Annotated in this window: 20 protein-coding genes; 9 read left to right on the top strand and 11 right to left on the bottom strand. The window is 61.9% G+C overall.

Annotation, left to right across the window (positions count from 1 at the left end; all coding sequences use genetic code 11):
- Positions 1-72 precede the first annotated feature (72 nt).
- The gene (locus tag HX821_RS04965) at positions 73-348 is read left to right on the top strand and encodes a helix-turn-helix domain-containing protein (protein ID WP_087694596.1); all 276 of its coding nucleotides are present in this window, start codon (positions 73-75) and stop codon (positions 346-348) included.
- A 220-nt stretch (positions 349-568) separates the two neighbouring features.
- Here the strand turns inward: HX821_RS04965 and HX821_RS04960 are convergent, their stop codons facing one another.
- The 3 genes from HX821_RS04960 to HX821_RS04950 are packed head-to-tail and all read right to left on the bottom strand — an operon-like array spanning position 569 to position 2,332.
- A complete protein-coding gene (locus HX821_RS04960) occupies positions 569-1,240 on the bottom strand; it encodes a GNAT family N-acetyltransferase (RefSeq protein ID WP_177020311.1) in 672 nt (223 codons plus the stop codon).
- A 13-nt stretch (positions 1,241-1,253) separates the two neighbouring features.
- A complete protein-coding gene (locus HX821_RS04955) occupies positions 1,254-1,700 on the bottom strand; it encodes a GNAT family N-acetyltransferase (protein ID WP_003213433.1) in 447 nt (148 codons plus the stop codon).
- The gene (locus tag HX821_RS04950; RefSeq protein WP_177035362.1) at positions 1,697-2,332 is read right to left on the bottom strand and encodes an FMN-binding negative transcriptional regulator; all 636 of its coding nucleotides are present in this window, start codon (positions 2,330-2,332) and stop codon (positions 1,697-1,699) included. The genes HX821_RS04955 and HX821_RS04950 overlap by 4 nt, the downstream gene beginning before the upstream one ends.
- A 90-nt stretch (positions 2,333-2,422) precedes the next feature.
- On the opposite strand from HX821_RS04950, the gene HX821_RS04945 reads away from it, so the two are divergent.
- Positions 2,423-3,985 carry a PLP-dependent aminotransferase family protein gene (locus tag HX821_RS04945; RefSeq protein ID WP_177035361.1) on the top strand — a complete coding sequence of 521 codons (1,563 nt, stop codon included), beginning with the start codon at positions 2,423-2,425 and terminating at the stop codon, positions 3,983-3,985.
- 21 nt (positions 3,986-4,006) lie between these two features.
- On the opposite strand, the gene HX821_RS04940 is transcribed toward HX821_RS04945, so the two are convergent.
- The 6 genes from HX821_RS04940 to aspA all read right to left on the bottom strand — a co-directional run bounded on the left by HX821_RS04940 (position 4,007) and on the right by aspA (position 11,650).
- The gene (locus HX821_RS04940; RefSeq protein WP_008439486.1) at positions 4,007-5,098 is read right to left on the bottom strand and encodes a polyamine ABC transporter substrate-binding protein; all 1,092 of its coding nucleotides are present in this window, start codon (positions 5,096-5,098) and stop codon (positions 4,007-4,009) included.
- Positions 5,095-6,129, bottom strand: coding sequence for a histone deacetylase family protein (locus tag HX821_RS04935; protein WP_008439485.1), 1,035 nt, complete (start codon positions 6,127-6,129; stop codon positions 5,095-5,097). The genes HX821_RS04940 and HX821_RS04935 overlap by 4 nt, the downstream gene beginning before the upstream one ends.
- Positions 6,130-6,283: 154 nt before the next feature.
- Positions 6,284-7,276: an AraC family transcriptional regulator gene (locus tag HX821_RS04930; RefSeq protein WP_177035360.1), complete on the bottom strand. Its 993-nt coding sequence runs from the start codon at positions 7,274-7,276 to the stop codon at positions 6,284-6,286.
- A 50-nt stretch (positions 7,277-7,326) separates the two neighbouring features.
- A complete protein-coding gene (locus HX821_RS04925; protein WP_087694602.1) occupies positions 7,327-8,304 on the bottom strand; it encodes an asparaginase in 978 nt (325 codons plus the stop codon).
- A 77-nt stretch (positions 8,305-8,381) separates the two neighbouring features.
- Positions 8,382-9,833, bottom strand: coding sequence for a sodium:alanine symporter family protein (locus tag HX821_RS04920; protein ID WP_003213417.1), 1,452 nt, complete (start codon positions 9,831-9,833; stop codon positions 8,382-8,384).
- Between the two features lie 392 nt (positions 9,834-10,225).
- Positions 10,226-11,650 (bottom strand): aspartate ammonia-lyase, encoded by a 1,425-nt coding sequence (gene aspA, locus HX821_RS04915; RefSeq protein ID WP_003213415.1) that lies wholly within the window; start codon positions 11,648-11,650, stop codon positions 10,226-10,228.
- 181 nt (positions 11,651-11,831) lie between these two features.
- On the opposite strand from aspA, the gene HX821_RS04910 reads away from it, so the two are divergent.
- From HX821_RS04910 to HX821_RS04890, 5 genes are all read left to right on the top strand, one after another.
- Positions 11,832-12,740, top strand: a complete 909-nt coding sequence (locus tag HX821_RS04910; protein ID WP_003213413.1) for a LysR substrate-binding domain-containing protein — start codon at positions 11,832-11,834, stop codon at positions 12,738-12,740.
- Positions 12,741-13,072: 332 nt separating this feature from the next.
- Entirely contained in the window at positions 13,073-13,564 is a 492-nt protein-coding gene (gene purE, locus HX821_RS04905; RefSeq protein ID WP_003213411.1) for a 5-(carboxyamino)imidazole ribonucleotide mutase, read from the top strand.
- Between the two features lie 12 nt (positions 13,565-13,576).
- Positions 13,577-14,662 carry a 5-(carboxyamino)imidazole ribonucleotide synthase gene (locus tag HX821_RS04900; protein ID WP_177035359.1) on the top strand — a complete coding sequence of 362 codons (1,086 nt, stop codon included), beginning with the start codon at positions 13,577-13,579 and terminating at the stop codon, positions 14,660-14,662.
- Between the two features lie 103 nt (positions 14,663-14,765).
- Positions 14,766-15,011: a GlsB/YeaQ/YmgE family stress response membrane protein gene (locus HX821_RS04895; RefSeq protein WP_003213408.1), complete on the top strand. Its 246-nt coding sequence runs from the start codon at positions 14,766-14,768 to the stop codon at positions 15,009-15,011.
- A 78-nt stretch (positions 15,012-15,089) separates the two neighbouring features.
- Complete coding sequence (locus HX821_RS04890) at positions 15,090-15,623, top strand: DUF3299 domain-containing protein (RefSeq protein ID WP_023659290.1); 534 nt, start codon at positions 15,090-15,092, stop codon at positions 15,621-15,623.
- 120 nt (positions 15,624-15,743) lie between these two features.
- Here HX821_RS04890 and HX821_RS04885 read toward each other — a convergent pair whose 3' ends face one another.
- Positions 15,744-16,643 (bottom strand): D-hexose-6-phosphate mutarotase, encoded by a 900-nt coding sequence (locus tag HX821_RS04885; RefSeq protein ID WP_177035358.1) that lies wholly within the window; start codon positions 16,641-16,643, stop codon positions 15,744-15,746.
- A gap of 58 nt (positions 16,644-16,701) precedes the next feature.
- Positions 16,702-17,106 (bottom strand): acyl-CoA thioesterase, encoded by a 405-nt coding sequence (locus tag HX821_RS04880; protein ID WP_003176975.1) that lies wholly within the window; start codon positions 17,104-17,106, stop codon positions 16,702-16,704.
- A gap of 457 nt (positions 17,107-17,563) precedes the next feature.
- Here HX821_RS04880 and HX821_RS04875 point away from each other — a divergent pair, with 457 nt between their 5' ends.
- Positions 17,564-18,853, top strand: a complete 1,290-nt coding sequence (locus tag HX821_RS04875; protein ID WP_177035357.1) for an MFS transporter — start codon at positions 17,564-17,566, stop codon at positions 18,851-18,853.
- A gap of 330 nt (positions 18,854-19,183) precedes the next feature.
- On the top strand, positions 19,184-20,173 hold the full coding sequence (locus HX821_RS04870; protein ID WP_076013198.1) for a phosphate ABC transporter substrate-binding protein PstS: 990 nt from the start codon (positions 19,184-19,186) through the stop codon (positions 20,171-20,173).
- The last annotated feature ends 147 nt before the right edge of the window (positions 20,174-20,320 follow it).

Below are 20,320 nucleotides of genomic sequence, written 5' to 3'. Positions count from 1 at the left end.
TTTTGGAAAAGAGTCGACCTGTATAGCGGAGGTTTTTTACAGAATGATGGCGAGGAGGTGACGGGGATTGAAATGAGCCTGACGGTTGAAGAACGAACCCGGTTGATCGAAAGCATTCAGGATGCATTGGCCGAGGGAACGCTGGAAATAGCCGAGGCGGTACGCCGGCTGCGAACGGAAGTCACTGGGCTGCATCAGAGCCAGTTTGCCAAGATGTGCAAAATCTCCGTACGCACGCTGGTACATATCGAACATGGCGAGGGCAATCAGACGCTGAAGTCGTTGAACGCAGTGTTCAGGCCGTTTGGGTTGAAGATGGGAGTGGTGAAGGTTCGCAGAAGCTTGTAGGAAAAGGCGATGGCGTGGTGTTTGATCGTGAGCAAGTATTTCAAGGTATAGATGCTCGCCTATTCGCCTCGGCTGAGCACAAGGCCCGGATACGCTGAAGATACAATGTGGGAGCCGGGCTTGCCCGCGATGACGGTGGGTCAGTTGATACATTCGTGACTGATACACCGCTTTCGCGAGCAAGCCCGCTCCCACATTTGTCAGGGGGTGGCAGGGTGGCTTAGGTACGGCACTCCACCAGCGTTTTCAACTGTCCCGAACCGGTCTGGTTGGCATCCGACAGCCACGCTTCAAACCCGGCCCCAATCGCCGGCCATTCCCCATCCAGGATCGAATACCACGCCGTATCCCGGTTCTTTCCCTTCACTACGGTGTGCTGGCGAAACACCCCTTCAAAACTGAAACCCAAACGCTCGGCGGCGTTTTTGGAGCGGGCGTTGGCGTTGTTGCACTTCCACTCCAGGCGGCGATTGCCCAGCTCAAACGAGTGCCTGGCCAGCAGGTACACCGCCTCGGTGCTTTTCGGAGAGCGTTGCATCGGGGCACCGAAGGTCACGTGGCCGATTTCAATGCGGCCTTGCTCGGGCACGATGGACATCAGGCTGAGGATGCCTTGCACCTCGCCGCTGGCCTTGTCGATCACGCTGAAGAAGTACGGGTCGCTGTGGGACGCGTGGTTGTTCAGCCAGGCATCGAAGGCGGCGCGCTCGGGGAACGGGCCGTAAGGCAAATAATCCCACAGCTTCGGATCCGCGCCGGGACCTTGCAGGGCGTTGAACAGGTCATCGCCGTGGCGGGCGGGGTCGAGTTTTTCCAGGCGCACGAAGCGCCCTTCGATAAGGGTGACGGTGGGCGCCGGGACACCTTTCCAGTCGGCCAATGATGTCGTCATGCTGTGCTTCTCCTTAAAGACCTTTGCGAAACTGGATAAAACCGGGGCGTTCGGCGATGCGTTCGTACAGCTGGATGGCGGTGGCGTTGGTCTCGTGAGTCAGCCAGTGGACCTTGCAGCAACCGTCGGCCTTGGCGGTGGCGTAGACGAATTCGATCAGCTTGCGGCCGACGCCGGTGCCGCGCTGGGCCGGATCTACCAGCAAATCCTGCAGGTAGCAGGAGTTCTCGATGCTCCAGTTGGAACGGTGGTAGATGAAATTGACCATGCCTACGGCCTTGCCGTCCTGCCAGGCCAGGGCCGAGTGGGTCGGCTCATTGGCGTCGATCAAGCGTTGCCAGGTGTTCTGGCTGACGGCGTCGGGCAGCTCGGTGTTGTAGAAGCGCAGGTAGGCTTGCCACAGGGGCAACCAAGCGGCGTGGTCGGCGGCACTGACCTGGCGGATTTCGATCTGGCTCATGATGGCTCCTTGGGAATAAAGCGGGCGAGGGTCTGGTCGCGTACGGCGGTGCTGGCGGCCAGGCCGTCGCGAACGCCGGCGATGTCCGCCGGGCTGCGGTTCTGGCTGAGTTTGCGTTTGCCTTCCAGGCGTTGGATCGGCAGGGCAAAGCCGACGATGGCCTTGAGCATGCCGTCGATGTAGTCGGCCGGGGCGTCGCTGACTTTCCAGGGTTGGGCGCGATTGCCTTCATGGCGGTCGGTGAGGGCGCTGACCAGTTCGAGCAGGCGCTCGGCGTCGGTGAACACTTCGCCGGTGCCGTAGGCGTGTACCGCGATGTAATTCCAGGTCGGCACCACTTTGCCGTGTTCGGCCTTGGCCGGGTAGAACGACGGGCTGATGTAGGCCTCGGCCCCGGCAAAAATCACCAGGGCCTCGCCGCCATTTTGCAGGTCCTGCCATTGGCGATTGGCCTTGGCCATGTGCCCGTAAAGGGTGCCGTTGGGCCCTTCATCCGGGTTGAGCAGCAGCGGCAAATGGCTGGCTTGCAGGCCTTGTTCGCCCAAGGTCACCAGTTGCGCCAGGCGCGTGTGCTGGATCAGTTGCTGGATTTCAGGCAAGTCATCGAGGGCAAAGGCGCGTGGTGTGTACATGAAGATTTTCCTTGGCGAATGCCTGCATCCTAGGCAGGCTATTGGTTCGTTGTAAGAGCCATCTACAGTCAATTTTATAGGTCCAATTCCATGCCTGCGCTAGAACCACCGCTCTCGTTCAACCCGGCGGGTATCGAGTTGGACCGCCGCCAGGGACTCACCCGCCAGCTCTATCAGGCGCTGCGCCAGCGAGTACTGGATGGCCGGTTAGTCAGTGGCACCCGGCTCCCCGCCAGCCGTGACCTGGCGGCGGCACTGTCGATCTCGCGCAACAGTGTGGTTCGCGCCTACGACCAACTGTATGCCGAAGGATTTATCGAAGGCCGCGTGGGTGATGGCACCTATGTGGCGCAATTGCCGCAGACGTCGACGCCCGCAAAAAAACTATCCACAAAAGTGTCCACAGGGTTATCAACAGGCTTATCCCCAGGTTTATCCACAAATCGCCCGGATTTACCTGTGTTTTCGTCCAGTCAAGTTATCCACAGCGGTGCGCTGGCGCGGGTGGAAAACAATCATTTGGCGCTTCCGCCCAGTGGTCCGCCGAGGGCTTTCAGGGTGGGCGTACCGGCTTTCGATCTGTTCCCGTTTGACGTGTGGGCCAAGCTGAATGCGGCTTTCTGGCGCAATCCGGACTTGCAGCAGTTGTGTTACGGCGACCCGGCGGGCGACGCGCGCCTGCGTGGATTGATTGCGGCCTATCTACGCAGTTCTCGCGGCATGCAGTGCACGGCTGAGCAAATAGTGATCACCAGTGGCGCGCAGCAGGCAATCAGCCTTTGTGCACAGCTGCTGGTGGAGCCCGGCGATGAGGTTGCCATCGAGAATCCGGGGTATCGGGCAGCAGGCCATGCGTTCGCGGTGGCGGGCGGCCAATTGCATGGCGTGACGGTGGACAGCGAGGGCATCGACTGCGCTGCCTTGAACCGCCTCGGCGGTTGCCGCCTGGCCTACGTCACCCCGTCCCATCAATACCCCACCGGCGTGGTGATGAGCCTGGCCCGGCGCCTGGAACTGCTGGCCTGGGCCGAGCGTACGGGCGGCTGGATCGTCGAGGATGACTACGACGGTGAGTACCGCTACAGCGGCGCGCCCCTGGCGCCACTGGCGGCCCTCGATCGCACGGGGCGGGTGCTGTATGTCGGGACTTTCGGCAAGGTGGCCTTTCCGGCGCTGCGCCTGGGTTACCTGGTGTTGCCGGCCGGCCTGGTCCAGGCCTTTGCCCGGCGCCGCGCGGTGGACGTGCGCCACTCGGAAGTCAGCACTCAGGCGGTGATGGCGGAGTTCATGGCGACCGGGCATTTCCAGCGTCATGTACGCCGCATGCGCCGCGCCGCGCAGAGCCGGCTCAATGCGCTATTGGCCGAATGGCCTGCCGACATTGAAGGCGTTGGCCGTCTGCCGTCGGTGGCGGCCGGGCTGCACCTGACCGTGCGGGTCGACAGCCTGGCGCGGGAACAGGCGCTGATCCAACAGGCGGCGGCAGTGGGTGTGGAGGTCAATGGCTTGAGCAGCTATTGGTTGCCGGAGTCACTCACGCCGCAGGATCAGCGTGCCGGATTGGTATTGGGGTTTGCTGCCGTGCCCGAGGCACAGATCAGCCAGGCGTTGAAGCGCTTGGGCCAGGTTTGGCGCGCGCCGGTTGCGCACTGAGGCGCAACCGGCGGCAACCGATCAGGTGCCGGACTTGATCTTGGTCCAGGCGCGGGTCCTGGCTCGTTCGGCGTCACGTCCCAGGGGCTTGAGGGTATACAGCGTGGCCATGGCCGCCTCGGTCGGGTACAGGTTGGGGTTGTTGCGAATCGCCGGATCCACCAACCCGGTGGCGTCCTTGTTGGGGTTGGGGTAACCGACAAAATCGCTGATCGGCGCGATCACGCCCGGTTGCAGCAGGTAGTTGATAAAGGCGTAGGCGTCTTCCGGGTCCTTGGCGCCTTTGGGGATCGCGAGCATGTCGAACCAGATCGGCGCGCCTTCTTTGGGTAGCCGCATGTCCACGGTCACACCGTTCCTGGCTTCCTTGGCGCGGTTGGCGGCCTGGGAGAAGCTGCCGGAATAGCCGACCGCCACGCAGATGTCGCCGTTGGCAATGTCGGCCATGTACTTGGACGAGTGGAAATAGGTGATGTACGGGCGGATCTTCATCAGCAGTGCTTCGGCTTTGACATAGTCCGCCGGGTTGCTGCTGTTGGGGTCCAGGCCCAGGTGTTGCAGGGCCAGGGGCAGGATTTCCGACGGCGAATCCAGCAGCGCCACGCCGCATTGCTTGAGCTTGCTGATGTTCTCGACGTTGAAGATCAGGTCCCAGCTGTCCACGGGCGCGTTGGCCCCCAGCGCGGCCTTGACCTTGTCCGGGTTGAAGCCGATCAGGATGGTGCCGTACATGTAGGGCACGGCGAATTTATTGCCGGGATCGTTGGCCTCGATCAGCTTCATCAACTTGGGATCAAGGTGGTTCCAGTTGGGCAGTTTGCTGCGGTCCAGCGGCTGGAACACCGAGGCTTCGATCTGCTTGGCCAGGAACACGTTGGACGGCACCACCACGTCATAGCCGGAGTTGCCGGTCAGCAGCTTGGCCTCCAGGGCTTCGTTGGTGTCGAAGATGTCGTAGACCAGCTTGACGCTGGGGTTCTGCGCCTTGAAATCTTCCAGGGCCTTGGGCGTGATGTAGTCGAACCAGTTGTAGACCCGCAGGGTTCTTTCTTCGGCGTGCGCGGCCCCGCTCAGCACGGCGGCGCAGAGGACGAGATGCTTGAGCATGTTCATTGGGCGAATCCCTCAAAACCTTCGAGAACGTTGACGGCATTGATGCCGATTTCTTCCACGGCGTAGCCGCCTTCCATCACAAACAGCGTCGGTTTGCCGAGGCGGGCGATTCGCGCACCCATCGCCAGGTAGTCGGGGCTGTCGAGCTTGAACTGGGAGATCGGGTCGTCCTTGAAGGTGTCGACGCCCAGCGAGACCACGATGATGTCGGCGCCGTAGCGCTCGATATCCCCGCAGGCCTGCTCCAGGGCGGCGCTCCAGCGGTCCCAGCCAGAACCTGCGGGCAACGGATAGTTGAAGTTGAAACCCTCACCGGCGCCTTCGCCCAACTCGTCGGCGTAGCCCAGGAAGAACGGAAATTCCGCCTCCGGATGGCCGTGGATCGAGGTGAACAGCACATCGTCGCGCTCGTAGAAAATCGACTGGGTACCGTTGCCGTGGTGGTAGTCCACGTCGAGGATGGCCACCTTTGTGTGGCCCTGGTCGAGAAACGCCTGGGCTGCGATGGCCGCGTTGTTGAGGTAGCAATATCCGCCCATCAAGTCGCTGGCGGCGTGGTGCCCGGGCGGACGGCACAGGGCGAAGGCACTGCGGGCGCCTTGCTGGATCGCCTGTTGCGCGGTGAGAGCGACTTGCGCCGCGCTGTAGGCCGCTTGCCAGGTGCCGGCGGTGATCGGCGCGCCGCCGTCGAAACTGTAATAGCCGAGCTGGCCGTGCAGGCTGGTGGGGATGACCCGGCGCAAGGTGCGTGCGGGCCAGGTGTAGGGCAGCAAGTCTCCGTCCTGGCCAAATGCCGTCCAGCGTTGCCAGGCGCCTTTGAAGAAGTCCAGGTACGCGGGGCTGTGAATACGTTGCAGCGGCGCCAGGCCAAAATCCTCAGGCGCTTGCACCGGGCCCAGTTCGCGGTCCTTGACCCGTTGCAACACATGGTCGGCGCGCGAGGGCATTTCGAAACAGGGCATCAGTTGCCCGTCCATCAACTCGCACCGGCCATGGTGCAGGTGGTGATCGTCCGAGTAGATCGTCAGCATATTGTTGTTCTCCGCAGGCTGAATCGGTGAGTCCAGTCTTGCGGCGGGTGGGATTAATGAGAATGGCAGGAGCGGCCAAAAGGGGATAAATATGGCCAAAGTGTGTGACCGCAATTCGCCCCGAAATGGCGCGGCCGTGCCCCAGCAAGTGGCTTCAGGGGCGGAACTGGCTGGGTGCGACGCCGCTCCAGCGGACAAAGGCGTGACGGAAACTCGCGGTTTCGCTGAAGCCCAGCGCCTCGGCAATTCGGTAAATGGGCAGCTCATCCTCGCCCAGCAATCGCTTGGCCCGCTCGAAGCGTAGCTCGTCCAGCAACTCCTGATAGCTGCAGCCCAAGTCATGCAGGTGCCGGCGTAGCGTGCGCGGGGAGCAGTTCATCTGCTCGGCCAGGCCGTCGAGGCCCGGCGCGGCGCTGAGTTGGCTGGCGAGCAGGTGGCGAATCTTGCCCTGCCAGGCCTGGCGCCCGGTGAACTCGGTGTTTTGCTTGCGGCAGCGCTCGGCCATGGCCTGGTGGGTGACGGCGTCGGCTAATGGCAGGGGCTGGTCCAGCCAGCTTCGGTCGAAGGCAAACGCGTTGGCGATGGCGCCGAATTGCAGCGGGCAGGCAAAGATTTCGGCGTACCGTGCGCGGTAATCCGGGGCGTCGTGTTCAAAGCGCGCCCCCAGCAGCGGCAGGGCATGCCCCAGCAGGTCGTCGCAGATCACCTTCAACGAGGCCAGGCAGAGTTCGACGTTGAACGTTTCCAGCGCCGGATTTTCCCGGTAATCCGCGGCGCTGAACCAGATGCGCGTGCCGTCTTCCTCAAGGTCCAGCTCGAAAAGTGTTCCCAGCAGCGCCGGATACCGCAGCGCCAGGCGCAAAGCGTCACCGAAGGTGGCACTGGTGAGCAGTGCGTAACCGAGCATGCCATAGGAAGAAACGTGCATTTGCCGGCCCAGCTCCAGGCCGATATCCCGGCGCAGGGCCACGGCGTTGGCGCACACGCGCATCTCCTGGTTGGTGGTGATGCGGGTGTCGGCGCGGCTCAAGTCCGCCGCGCAAATACCGCTGCCGGCCAGCAAGGCCTCGGCGGGTTGGCCTTCGGCCTTGAAGGTATTGAGCACCAACGAGACGGCATTGAGGGTGGTGAGGTGGGAGTGCAACATGGGTGCTTCCAGCCAGGGGATGGCTGGAAGAGGAGCAAGTTATATGCCGGTCAGCTCAGTTCGCCGCACAGGTCGAGTTCGACCAGGCGGCGGATTTCGGCGGTGTCCAGCCCGGCGCCGATCAACGCATTGAGCTTGCCGAACGCGGCTTCACGGGTCATCCCGCCACCTGACAACACCCCGACGCCCCGCAAGCGGCTGCCGGCCTCGTACACGTCCAGCTCCACACCGCCTTCATGGCATTGGGTGATTGCCACCACGACCACGCCGTTATCCTGCGCGCGCTGCAGGCTGGCGAGGAACTGTGGGTTGTCGCTCGGCCCGGTGCCGCTGCCGAAGCATTCCAGCACCAGCGCCTGGATGCCGCTGTCGATCAACGCGTCCAATTGCGCGGCGGCGATGCCCGGCACCAGTGGCAGCACACCCACATTGGCCAGCGCCTTGGCCTGGCGGTAATGCAGCGCCGCCGGAACCAACTCGGCTTGGGCGACGCCGCCGTTACGCTGCAACGCGGCAAACGGGTGGCGACCAAAACTGCGGATTTTCGCGCAACGGGTCGGGGCCATCAGTGCACCGTGGAAGTACAGTTGCACGCCAGGCGCCAGGCCTTGGCCCAGGGCTGCCAACGCACCGCTGACGTTTTCCCAGGCATCGCTGTCGGGCACACCGGCCGGCAGCATCGAGCCGGTAAACAGCACCGGCGCGGGCAGGCCCAGCAGTTGGAAACTCATGGCCGCGGCGCTGTAGGCCAGGGTGTCGGTGCCGTGCAGCACCAGTACGGCGTCGCAACCCTCGTCCACCGCCTCAACCACGGCGGCGCGCAGGCGCTGCCAATAGGCGGGGGTCATGTTCGCACTGTCGATCAGCGGGGACATTTCCCGAAAGCGCCAGGCTGGCATATTCAGTTGGGCGAGGGCTTCGCTCATGCGCGCTTCAAACCCCGAAGCGGGGGCCAGGCCGTTGGCGCTGGCCTGCATGCCGATGGTGCCGCCGGTGTAGAGCACCATGACGTTGTTGGCTGGTTGCATTGAAGAATCTCCTGAACGAAAAACGCCGCCGGGCCCAGAGCATGCCCAAGGCCGGGCGGCGTGTCATCTATCTAGGTTTAGCGTTGCGCTTGAGCGTTCAATTCTGCGGTCGCTTGAGCGGCTGGCTCAGGCTTCACCGGATTCGCCGGCCAGGCCTTGCGGTCCAGGTCCAGGTCCGGGAACTTGCTGGAATCAAACACCGGGGTCTTGATGCCCGCAGCACGCTGGCCGTCGTAGTCATTCAGGATGCGCATGGCGATCTTGAACAGGAACGCCAGGGCGAACAGGTTGACGAACGCCAGCATGGTCATGGTGATGTCGGCGAAGGCGAACACGGTGCTCAGGTTCTCGATGGAACCCCAGAAAATCAGCACCAGCACCAGCGCGCGGTAGCCCATCAGCACCTTGCGGTTGTCGCCTACGATGAAGCGCAGGTTGCTCTCGCCGAGGTAGTAGTTGTACATGATCGAGGTGAACACGAACAACGCCAGGGCCACCGAGATGAACATCCGGCCCCAGTCACCCACCACCGCTGCGAGGGAATTCTGGGTCAAGGCAATGCCGTCGCCTTCGAAGCCCGGGGTGTAGAAACCCGAGAGCAGGATCAGCAGCGCGGTGCAGGTGCAGATGACGAAGGTGTCGAGGAACACGCTGAACGCCTGAACCACGCCTTGGGCGATCGGGTGTTCAACCGAGGCGACTGCCGCCACGTTAGGCGCACTGCCCAGGCCGGCTTCGTTGGCGAACACGCCGCGTTTCACACCCATGATGATCGCGCTGCCCACCAGGCCACCGAAGGCCTGGTCGAGGCCGAAAGCGCTCTTGACGATGGTCGCGAGCATGGCCGGCACGTGGTCGAATTGCAGCACGATCACGTACAGGGTCACCGCGATGTAGACCAGGGTCTTGACCGGCACCAGCAGGTCGGCGATCGAGGCGATACGCTTGATCCCGCCGATGAACACCAGGCCCAGCAACACCGCCAGGGCCAGGCCGGTGTAGGTGGTGTCGAGGCCAAACGCGTTGTTCAGCGAGTGGGTTACGGCGTGGGCTTGCAGGCCATTGAAGGCGAAGCCGAAAGTCACCAGCAGCAGGAACGCCATCACCATGCCCAGCCAGCGTTTGTGCAGGCCGTGCTGGATGTAATACGCGGGGCCACCACGGTAGGTGCCTTCAGCGTCGGTGCGTTTGTACAGTTGGCCGAGGGAGCACTCGATAAAGCTCGAAGACATGCCCACCAGAGCGGTGACCCACATCCAGAATACGGCGCCCGGGCCACCCAGGGTCACGGCAATGCCGACGCCAGCGATGTTGCCGGCACCCACGCGCCCGGCGAGGCTGAGCATCAGCGCCTGGAACGAACTGAGCTGGCCGGCGCTGCTTTTCAGGCTGTCGCGAAACACCGAAAACATGTGGAAAAAGTGACGCAACTGAACGAAACGCGAGCGGATCGTGAAGTAACCACCGAGCCCGACAATGAGCACGATCAATACTTTCCCTGAGAGGAAGTCGTTGATGACTTCTAGCATGGAGTGTTCCTCGCTGATTTTTCTAATGGCAAACGCAGGACGGTCCGACGCATCGCTCGGCACCAGGCAGTGCACGACGCTTCGACCCCAATCCTTTTGCGGGTGTTGTTATTCATGCGGTTTCGCGCTTCCCAGGGTCTCGTTACCGACGACCGCTGACGCGAAGAGGGGCGGCACTATACCTAGGAGTGGGTGATCCGTCTGCACGAGGCGATTAAAGGTTTCAGCCAAGGCGTTACGGGCAAGGCGGGTTTGTTGGGCGATCTTGGAGTTTTTATTGGCGTCATTTCACAACCTTGAGGCAAAAAAAAGGGCCTGAAGAACGAGCCTTCAGGCCCTCAAAAGGTGAGAGGTGTCTAGTCCCTCAACCTGGTGAGCGGTGCAACAAACGCTTAGGCCTTCAGAGGCACCAAGCGTGGGGCAATCATGTTTTCGGGGCGCAGGATGTCGTCGAGCATGGCGTCGTCGAGCAAGCCTTCTTCGCGCACCAGTTCCAGCACGCCGCGGCCGCTTTCAAGGGCGATACGGGCGATGCGGGTGGCGTTTTCATAGCCGATGTACGGGTTCAGCGCGGTGACCAGGCCGATGGAGTGTTCCACCAGCTCGCGGCAGCGGGCTTCGTTGGCAGTGATGCCGACGATGCAGTGCTCGCGCAGCATGTCCATGGCGCGTTGCAGCAGGCGGATCGAGTCGAAGATCTTGTAGGCGATCAGCGGCTCCATCACGTTCAGTTGCAGCTGGCCGCCTTCGGCCGCGATGGTCAGCGCCAAATCGTTACCGATGATTTGGAACGCCACCTGGTTCACGGCTTCCGGGATCACCGGGTTGACCTTGCCGGGCATGATCGAGCTGCCTGGCTGACGCGCCGGCAGGTTGATTTCGTTGATGCCGGTGCGCGGGCCGCTGGACAGCAGGCGCAGGTCGTTGCAGATCTTCGACAGCTTCACCGCGGTACGCTTGAGCATGCCGGAGAACAGCACGAAAGCGCCCATGTCGGAGGTGGCTTCGATCAGGTCGGCAGCCGGTACCAGCGGCTGGCCGCTGATGGTCGCCAGGCGCTGGACGGCCAGGGCCTGGTAACGCGGGTCGGCGTTGATGCCGGTACCGATGGCGGTGCCGCCCAGGTTCACTTCGGTCAGCAGCTCAGGCGCCAGGGTCTTCAGGCGGGCCAGGTCTTCACCGAGGGTGGTGGCGAAGGCACGGAATTCCTGGCCGAGGGTCATCGGCACGGCGTCTTGCAGCTGGGTACGGCCCATTTTCAGGACGTGGCTGAATTCTTCACCCTTGGCAGCGAACGCCTGGATCAGGCTGTCGAGGCTGGCCAACAGCGCGTCGTGGCCCAGCAGCAGACCCAGGCGGATCGCGGTCGGGTACGCGTCGTTGGTCGACTGCGCCATGTTCACGTCGTTGTTGGGGTGCAGGTATTGGTATTCGCCCTTGCTGTGGCCCATGGCCTCCAGCGCGATGTTGGCGATGACTTCGTTGGCATTCATGTTGGTTGAAGTGCCAGCGCCGCCTTGAATCATGTCTACCACGAACTCTTCGTGGAAATCGCCGCGGATCAGACGGGCACAGGCTTCGCTGATGGCAGCGTGCTTGGCTTCGCTGAGTTGGCCCAGCTCGCGGTTGGCGTCAGCAGCTGCCTGCTTGACCATTGCCAGGCCGACCACCAATTTCGGGTAATGCGAAATCGGAACGCCCGAGAGACGGAAGTTGTTCACCGCTCGCAGGGTCTGGATGCCGTAATACGCTTGAGCGGGTACTTCGAGTACGCCAAGCAGGTCTTTTTCTGTGCGGAAAGATGCAGCGGAGGACATGACGGAAATCATCTCGATATGGACCCGGGCTAGGCCGGAACGCTGTGAATGCTAGGCTTGCAGGAGATTTTGGGCCAATGCTGTTAAACACTGGCCTATGCATAAACGGCATAATGTCGGTGTGACCCCGTTACCATGACGGACGTGTGTGCCAAAATGGTGCGTGCCCCGGGAGGATGTGATGAACCTTGAAAGCAAATGGCTGGAAGACTTTAGCGCCCTGGCTGCCACCCGCAGCTTCTCCCAGGCGGCTGAGCGGCGCTTCGTCACCCAGCCGGCGTTCAGTCGGCGCATCCGCAGCCTGGAGGCGGCGCTGGGGCTGACCCTGGTCAATCGCTCGCGCACGCCGGTCGAACTGACGGCGGCGGGGCAGTTGTTCCTGGTCACCGCGCGGACCGTGGTCGAGCAGCTCGGCGAGGTGCTGCGCCACCTGCATCACCTGGAAGGCGGGCAGGGTGAAGTCATGCAAGTGGCGGCGGCGCACTCCCTGGCCCTGGGTTTCTTCCCGCGCTGGATCGCGCAGTTGCGAAACGAAGGGCTGAACATCGCCACGCGGTTGGTCGCCACCAACGTGGGCGACGCCGTGCATGCGCTGCGTGAAGGCGGTTGCGATTTGATGCTGGCGTTCTACGACCCGGATGCGGCGATGCAGATGGACCCGGAGATCTTCCCGTCGCTGCACCTGGGCAACACCGAGATGCTGCCGGTGTGCGCCGCCGATGCCGACGGCAAGCCGCTGTTCGACCTGGAAGGCGAGGGCAGCGTGCCGCTGCTGGCCTACAGCGCCGGAGCTTTCCTGGGGCGCTCGGTAAACCTGCTGCTGCGCCAGCGGGCGCTGCGCTTTACCACGATTTACGAAACGGCCATGGCCGACAGCCTGAAAAGCATGGCCCTTGAGGGCTTGGGCATTGCCTGGGTGCCGCAGTTGAGCGTGCGCGCCGAGCTGGCCCGGGGTGAGCTGGTGGTGTGCGGCGGCCCGCAATGGCATGTGCCGCTGGAGATCCGGTTGTATCGCTGTGCGTTGGTGCGCAAGGCGAACGTGCGGTTGTTGTGGCGCAAGCTGGAAGGCGGCGCGGCGCAGAATACCTGAGCCCACACAGATCAAATGTGGGAGCGGGCTTGCTCGCGAAAGCGTAGTGTCAGTCAACCCATCGGTGGCTGATCCACCGCATTCGCGAGCAAGCCCGCTCCCACATTAGTTTTCTGGTGTGTTCGCTGACCTGGAAGTCAATAAAACCGCCTGTTTGAGGTGTAAGACAGATGGTCATTCCAGGGGCTGTTTATCTGCGTTATTACGGTATACTGCGCGGCCTTCGGCCGGTCCAACCGGCCTTAATTCGTACAACAAGCCACGCTGGATTTCCCGCGTGGCTTGTTGTTTTTTGACGCGCCTGCGGGCGCCCAGAGAGAAGAGGCACGACGATGAGTGCATTGGTTGGCGTGATCATGGGCTCCAAGTCCGATTGGTCCACCCTTAGCCACACCGCCGATATGCTGGAAAAACTCGGCATTCCCTACGAAGTGAAGGTGGTTTCCGCCCACCGCACTCCGGATTTGCTGTTCCAGTATGCCGATGAAGCAGAATCCCGTGGCATCGAGGTAATCATCGCCGGTGCCGGCGGCGCAGCTCACCTGCCAGGCATGTGTGCGGCCAAGACTCACCTGCCAGTGCTGGGCGTACCGGTGCAGTCGTCGATGCTCTCGGGCGTGGATTCGCTGTTGTCCATCGTGCAGATGCCCGCCGGTATTCCGGTGGCTACCCTGGCGATCGGCAAGGCCGGCGCGATCAACGCTGCCTTGTTGTCCGCCAGCATCCTCGGCGCCAAGCACCCGCAGTTCCACGCGGCGCTGAAAAAATTCCGTGCTGAGCAGACAGACAGCGTCCTGGACAATCCAGACCCACGCATTGCCTGAGGTGGTTGATTGATGAAAATCGGTGTAATCGGTGGCGGCCAACTGGGCCGCATGCTGGCCCTGGCGGGTACGCCGCTGGGGATGAACTTCGCTTTCCTGGATCCGGCACCAGATGCCTGCGCGGCTGCGCTGGGTGAACACCTGCGTGCGGACTACAGCGACCCGGATCACCTGCGCCAGCTGGCCGATGAAGTCGACCTGGTGACCTTCGAGTTTGAAAGCGTCCCGGCTGAAACCGTGGCCTTCCTGTCGCAGTTCGTGCCGGTATACCCGAGCGCCGAAGCCTTGCGCATCGCTCGTGACCGCTGGTTCGAGAAGAGCATGTTCAAGGACCTGGGCATCCCGACACCGGCTTTCGCCGACATCCAGTCCCAGGCTGACCTGGACGCCGCGGTCGCCTCCATCGGCCTGCCGGCCGTGTTGAAGACCCGCACCCTGGGTTACGACGGCAAGGGCCAGAAAGTCCTGCGCACCGCCGCCGACGTGGTCGGTACCTTCGCCGAACTGGGCAGCGCCGGCTGCCTGCTGGAAGGCTTCGTGCCGTTCACCGGTGAAGTCTCGCTGATTGCCGTGCGTGCCCGCGATGGCGAAACGCGTTTCTACCCGCTGGTGCACAACACCCACGACAGCGGCATCCTCAAGCTGTCCGTGGCCAGCACTGACCACCCGCTGCAAGCCCTGGCCGAAGATTATTCGAGCCGTGTGCTGAAGCAACTGGATTACGTCGGCGTGATGGCGTTCGAGTTCTTTGAAGTCGACGGTGGCCTCAAGGCCAACGAAATCGCCCCGCGCGTGCACAACTCCGGGCACTGGACCACCGAAGGCGCCGAGTGCAGCCAGTTCGAAAACCACCTGCGGGCGGTAGCGGGCTTGCCATTGGGCTCCACGGCAAAAGTCGGCGAGAGCGCCATGCTCAACTTCATCGGCGTGGTGCCGCCGGTTGATCGCGTGATCGCGATTGATGACTGCCATCTGCATCACTACGGCAAGGCGTTCAAGGCCGGGCGCAAGGTCGGCCACGCCAACCTGCGCTGCAAGGATCGCGCGACGCTGCAAGCGCAGATCCTCAAGGTCGAAGCGCTGATCGCCGAGCAATAACCCAAGGCCGGGCGGAACCATTGGTACCCGCCACCCTCTGATTGCAGGAAGCCAAAGTCTGACTAGGCTTTGACTGAATTCACTTCAATCAGAGGGAAATGCCATGGGTATCATTGGGACCATCTTTATCGGTTTGATCGTCGGCCTGCTGGCGCGTTTCCTGAAGCCAGGCGACGACAGCATGGGCTGGATCATGACCATCCTGCTGGGTATCGCCGGTTCGCTGGTTGCGACCTATGGTGGCCAGGCACTGGGTATCTATCAGGCGGGCCAGGGCGCAGGCTTCATTGGTGCGCTGGTGGGTGCCGTGGTGCTGCTGGTGATCTACGGTCTGCTGAAAAAGAAGTAATTTAGCGACCAAGCCCTCTGCGCTGCGCAGGCGCAGAGGGCTAGAATGCCGGCACTGTAATCCTTGCCGAGCCTCTCCATGCGCCGTCTTCTGTTATCCCTTCTTCTATGCACCGGGTTGGCCCACGCTGGCGAACTGCCGGAAACCGACTGGCTGGAACTGATGCCCAAGTCGGACCAGAAAGCCCTCGAAGAAATGCCGGAAATCGACCACAACTCCCCGGAAGCCCAAGGCACGTTCACCGCAAAGGGTGGCCTGAAGCAGAGCAAGGGTTTGCCGGCGGTTATGTATTCCACCAAGACGGTGGCTGCCATGAACGGCAAGAATATTCGCATTGGCGGCTACCCCGTGCCGCTGGAAACCGACGCCAAGGGCCGCAGCACGCTGTTCTTCCTGGTGCCTTATCCGGGCGCCTGCATCCACGTGCCGCCACCGCCGCCCAACCAGTTGGTGCTGGTGCGTTATCCCAAGGGCTTGAAGCTGGATGACATCTACACGCCGCTGTGGGTGACGGGCACGCTGAAGGTGGAGAAGGTCAACAATGACCTGGCCGATGCGGCGTATGCGTTGGATGCGGGGAAGGTGCGGGCGGTCAAGGAATCGGATCTCTGATCTGATGCAGAACCTAATGTGGGAGCGGGCTTGCTCGCGAATGCGGTGTGTCAGTCAGCACATGCACGAACTGGAACACCGCATTAGCGAGCAAGCCCGCTCCCACATTTTTGATTGGGGTTACAGGGCGATACCGCTGATGCTCACGCCCAGGGTATGGCTTTCACCTGGCGCCAGCGTCACCACATCGTCCAGCACATTCGCGGTCTCGATGCACAACATGCCCTGCCAGCCGTCGTCGGCCATGTCGCTGAAAGCCTTGGCACGTTCGGTCCACGGGTTCCAGATCACCGTCGAGCGCGAGCCTGTGCTGGTGAGCTGAACGCGGCGCTGCCAGTCTTTATCGACGATGTTCACTTGAGTCGGGGTGTCGAGGTAGATGCGGTCGGTCTCGGCGGTGAAGTGCAGCAGCCCGGATTGCTGCTTTGGGGTCCAGCCGTCGGCGGTATCGATATAGTCCCGCCCGTCCAGGCCGTCGACCTGCACGTTGCGTACATCGCTGACCGCAAAATAGCTGTGCAGCGCCTGGCTGAGGCTGACGGTCTCGGCGCCGTGGTTGTGGCTGGTCAGGCGGATGTGCAGTTGATCATCCAGCAGGATGCTCATCTTCAGGTCAACCTGATGCGGCCAACCCGGGAAGCCACCTTCAGGCACTGGCAGTTCCAGCTCAACCCTCAGCGCTGTGCCTTCTGCCTCAACGCCAGCCAACGTCCAGTCAGCGGTCCGCACGAAACCATGGGCACCGGCCGGCTCGGCGCCCTGGTACATGGCCTTGACGCTCTGCGGGTTGCGATCGAACACACCAAACCACGGCCAGCACACCGGCACGCCGGTACGGATGCCTTTGCCTTTCTTGAACACCACCTGATCGTTGGGCCAGATGATTGGCTTCTCGCCAGCGCGCTGGTAGCTGACGATATGCGCGCCTTGCTGGGCCACCACCAATTCGGCGCCGTTGTGGCGGATGCGCCAAGCGTTCAGCTCATCCAGTTTTACGGTTTCAACGTTGGGCGTAGACATAGGCGCGCGCTCTCAATGGCAGACAATGGGGCAATGGACCGTCAAAACGTCGCGATGTTTAACGCGCCCGCGACGGAACCGAGCGGGTGCGGCCGCTGCCATCGATGGCAACGAACACAAACACCGCCTCGGTGACTTTGCGCCATTCGCTGGACAGCGGGTCGTCGCTCCACACTTCGACCATCATCTGGATCGAGCTGCGGCCGATTTCCAGGGCCTGGGTATAGAAGGACAACTGCGCGCCGACGGCCACGGGCACCAGGAATGCCATGCGATCAATCGCCACGGTGGCTACGCGGCCACCGGCAACCTTGCTCGCCATGGCGGTGCCGGCCAGGTCCATCTGCGCGACCAGCCAGCCGCCGAAGATGTCGCCGAAACCGTTGGTCTCACGCGGGAGTGCGGTGATTTGCAGGGCGAGATCGCCTTGCGGGATAGGATCTTCTTGTTCGAGTTCGATCATGCCGGTGCCTCTGACCCGTGACGCTTCATGGGTATTTCAAGTGGATAGCCGTCTTCTGGAAAAACGTTTCAGCACCAACATACACCGCTCGATGCGTTTCTCGTAAGGCGTACTAAAGGGAAACTCTGCCAAATCGGCTGGTGTATAACCAACGGCGTTTTGGCACAGCAGCCCCTCAAGGATGCGGGTCTGGCGCTTGCAAGGGCCGAGTATATCGAGCCGTCGGCGCCACGACGACCTCCCGACGCTCATTTGGTCGGTAAATAGACGCTGTATCGCGGCTTTTTCCGGCAACTGTGCTCCTGCTCATATTAATTGCACGTCTGCTACGGAAATATTTCGCGGATCTGAACTGTTAACGGCTCAACGCTGTGCTTTTTCAAGCGATTTGCTATCTTGCCAAGCCTGCCGCAAGTCCCGGGCTTGCCGTCCTGACTACTATAAGAGAAGCCTTGCCATGTCCTCCGTGCCCGCAAGCAGTGCGCAACCGTCGCGCCCGCTGACCCGCAACGACTACAAAACCCTGTCGCTGTCTGCCTTGGGCGGGGCGCTGGAGTTCTACGACTTCATCATCTTCGTATTTTTTGCGACGGTAGTCGGGAAGCTGTTCTTCCCGGCGGACATGCCCGAATGGCTGCGCATGATGCAGACCTTCGGCATCTTCGCCGCCGGCTACCTGGCGCGGCCGCTGGGCGGGATCATCATGGCGCACTTCGGCGACCTGCTGGGGCGCAAGAAGATGTTCACCCTGAGCATCTTCATGATGGCCGTGCCGACCCTGATCATGGGCCTGCTGCCGACCTACGCGCAGATCGGCCTGTGGGCGCCGATCCTGTTGCTGCTGATGCGCGTGATCCAGGGCGCGGCGATTGGCGGTGAAGTGCCGGGCGCGTGGGTGTTCGTATCCGAGCACGTGCCGCCCCGTCACATCGGTTATGCCTGCGGCACCCTGACCAGCGGCCTGACGGCCGGCATCCTGTTGGGTTCGCTGGTGGCCACCGCCATCAACACGCTCTACAGCCCGGAACAGGTGTCGGATTACGCCTGGCGCATTCCGTTCCTGCTGGGGGGTGTGTTCGGCCTGTTGTCGGTGTACCTGCGTCGCTGGCTGCACGAAACCCCGATCTTCGCCGAGATGCAGCAGCGCAAGACCCTGGCGGCCGAGCTGCCGTTGCGCGCGGTGTTGCGTGACCATCGTGGCGCCATCGTACTGTCGATGCTGTTGACCTGGCTGCTGTCGGCCGGTGTGGTCGTGGTTATCCTGATGACGCCGACCGTGCTGCAAACGATCTACCACTTCAGCCCAACGGTGGCGCTGCAGGCCAATAGCCTGGCCATCGTCACCCTGAGCCTGGGGTGTATTGCTTCCGGCGCCCTGGCCGACCGTTTTGGTGCCGGGCGCGTGCTGATCATCGGTTGTGCCTTGTTGCTGGCAACGTCCTGGACGCTCTATCACAGCCTGATGGCTCACCCGGACTGGCTGTTCCCGCTGTACGCCTTGACCGGCCTGTTTGTAGGCACCATTGGCGTGGTGCCCTATGTCATGGTGAAAGCGTTCCCGCCGGTGGTGCGTTTCAGCGGTTTGTCGTTCTCCTACAACGTCGCCTACGCCGTATTCGGTGGCCTGACGCCGTTAGCGGTGTCGCTGCTGATGAAGGAAAGCCCGATGGGCCCTGCTTACTACGTGGCTGTCCTGTGCGTGATGGGGATGGCCGTGGGTGCGTATCTGTGGAAGCGTGGGCGCTGACACGTTTTTTGAAAACTGACGGATAACCTTGTGGCGAGGGAGCTTGCTCCCGTTGAACTGCGCAGCAGTTCCATTCTGGGGGCCGCTACGCGACCCAACGGGAGCAAGCTCCCTCGCCACAGATTTTGCCTTACAACGATTACAGATTGTTTCTACGAAATCGCTCCAACCTCCTCGCAAGCCCCGGATTTATTGGCGTTTCTCCTTCCTGTCAGCTTTTTCATAAATGCTGGCCTTTCATCTAATTGTCATATTCCAGACATAGAGTGTTCACACGGCCTACCGATACTTGGCCCCGATCCAACTATCCCTATCTGCTAGGAGCAAGGCATGAAACTGAAACGTTTGATGGCGGCAATGACTTTTGTCGCTGCTGGCGTTGCGACCGCTAACGCGGTAGCCGCTGGTGTTGACCCGGCGATTCCGGCTTACGTGAAGACCACTGGTGTGTCGGGCAACCTGTCCAGCGTTGGTTCCGATACCCTGGCAAACCTGATGACCCTGTGGGCTGAGGGTTACAAAAAGGAATACCCGAACGTCAACATCCAGATTCAGGCCGCCGGCTCCGCCACTGCACCTCCTGCACTGACTGAAGGCACCTCCAACCTGGGCCCGATGAGCCGCAAGATGAAGGACACCGAACTGGCTGCCTTCGAGCAGAAGTACGGCTACAAGCCAACCGCGATCCCGGTTGCCGTGGATGCCCTGGCCGTGTTCGTGCACAAGGACAACCCGATCCAGCACCTGACCATGGAACAAGTCGACGCGATCTTCTCCTCCACTCGTCTGTGCGGCGCCAAGGCTGACGTCAAGACCTGGGGCGACCTGGGCGTGACCGGCGACCTGGCCAACAAGCCAGTGCAGCTGTTCGGTCGTAACTCGGTATCCGGCACCTACGGCTACTTCAAGGAAGAAGCTTTGTGCAAAGGCGACTACAAGCCTAACGTGAACGAACAACCTGGTTCGGCGTCGGTTGTGCAGTCCATCAGCTCCTCGCTGAACGGCATCGGTTACTCGGGCATCGGTTACAAAACCGCCAGCGTGAAGACCGTGGCCCTGGCCAAGAAAGGCAGCACTGACTTCATCGAAGACACCGAAGAAAACGCCCTGAACGGCAAATACCCGCTGTCGCGCTTCCTCTACGTTTACGTCAACAAAGCCCCGAACAAGCCTCTGGCCCCGCTGGAAGCCGAGTTCGTGAAGCTGGTTCTGTCCAAACAGGGCCAGGAAGTGGTAGTGAAAGACGGCTACATCCCGCTGCCAGCCAAAGTTGCCGCCAAGGCACTGGCTGACCTGGGCCTGAAAGAAGGTGGCAAATAAGCCGCCGGTAAACCTGCCTTGAACCGCGGTTTACCCACGGTTCAAGGCCCGGGCGGGGTCTGTAAGACCTGGACCTCGCCTCCCATTTTTTAATCCGCTGCCAGCCCTGCTACGCGGCGGATTTCTTGCGTCACTGCATTGTCATCT

It is taken from the genome of Pseudomonas sp. B6001, assembly GCF_013386015.1.
In the GTDB taxonomy this organism is placed as follows: Bacteria; Pseudomonadota; Gammaproteobacteria; order Pseudomonadales; family Pseudomonadaceae; genus Aquipseudomonas.
Note: the sequence above shows the minus strand (reverse complement) of the source record. Positions and strands in the feature narration are given on the sequence as shown.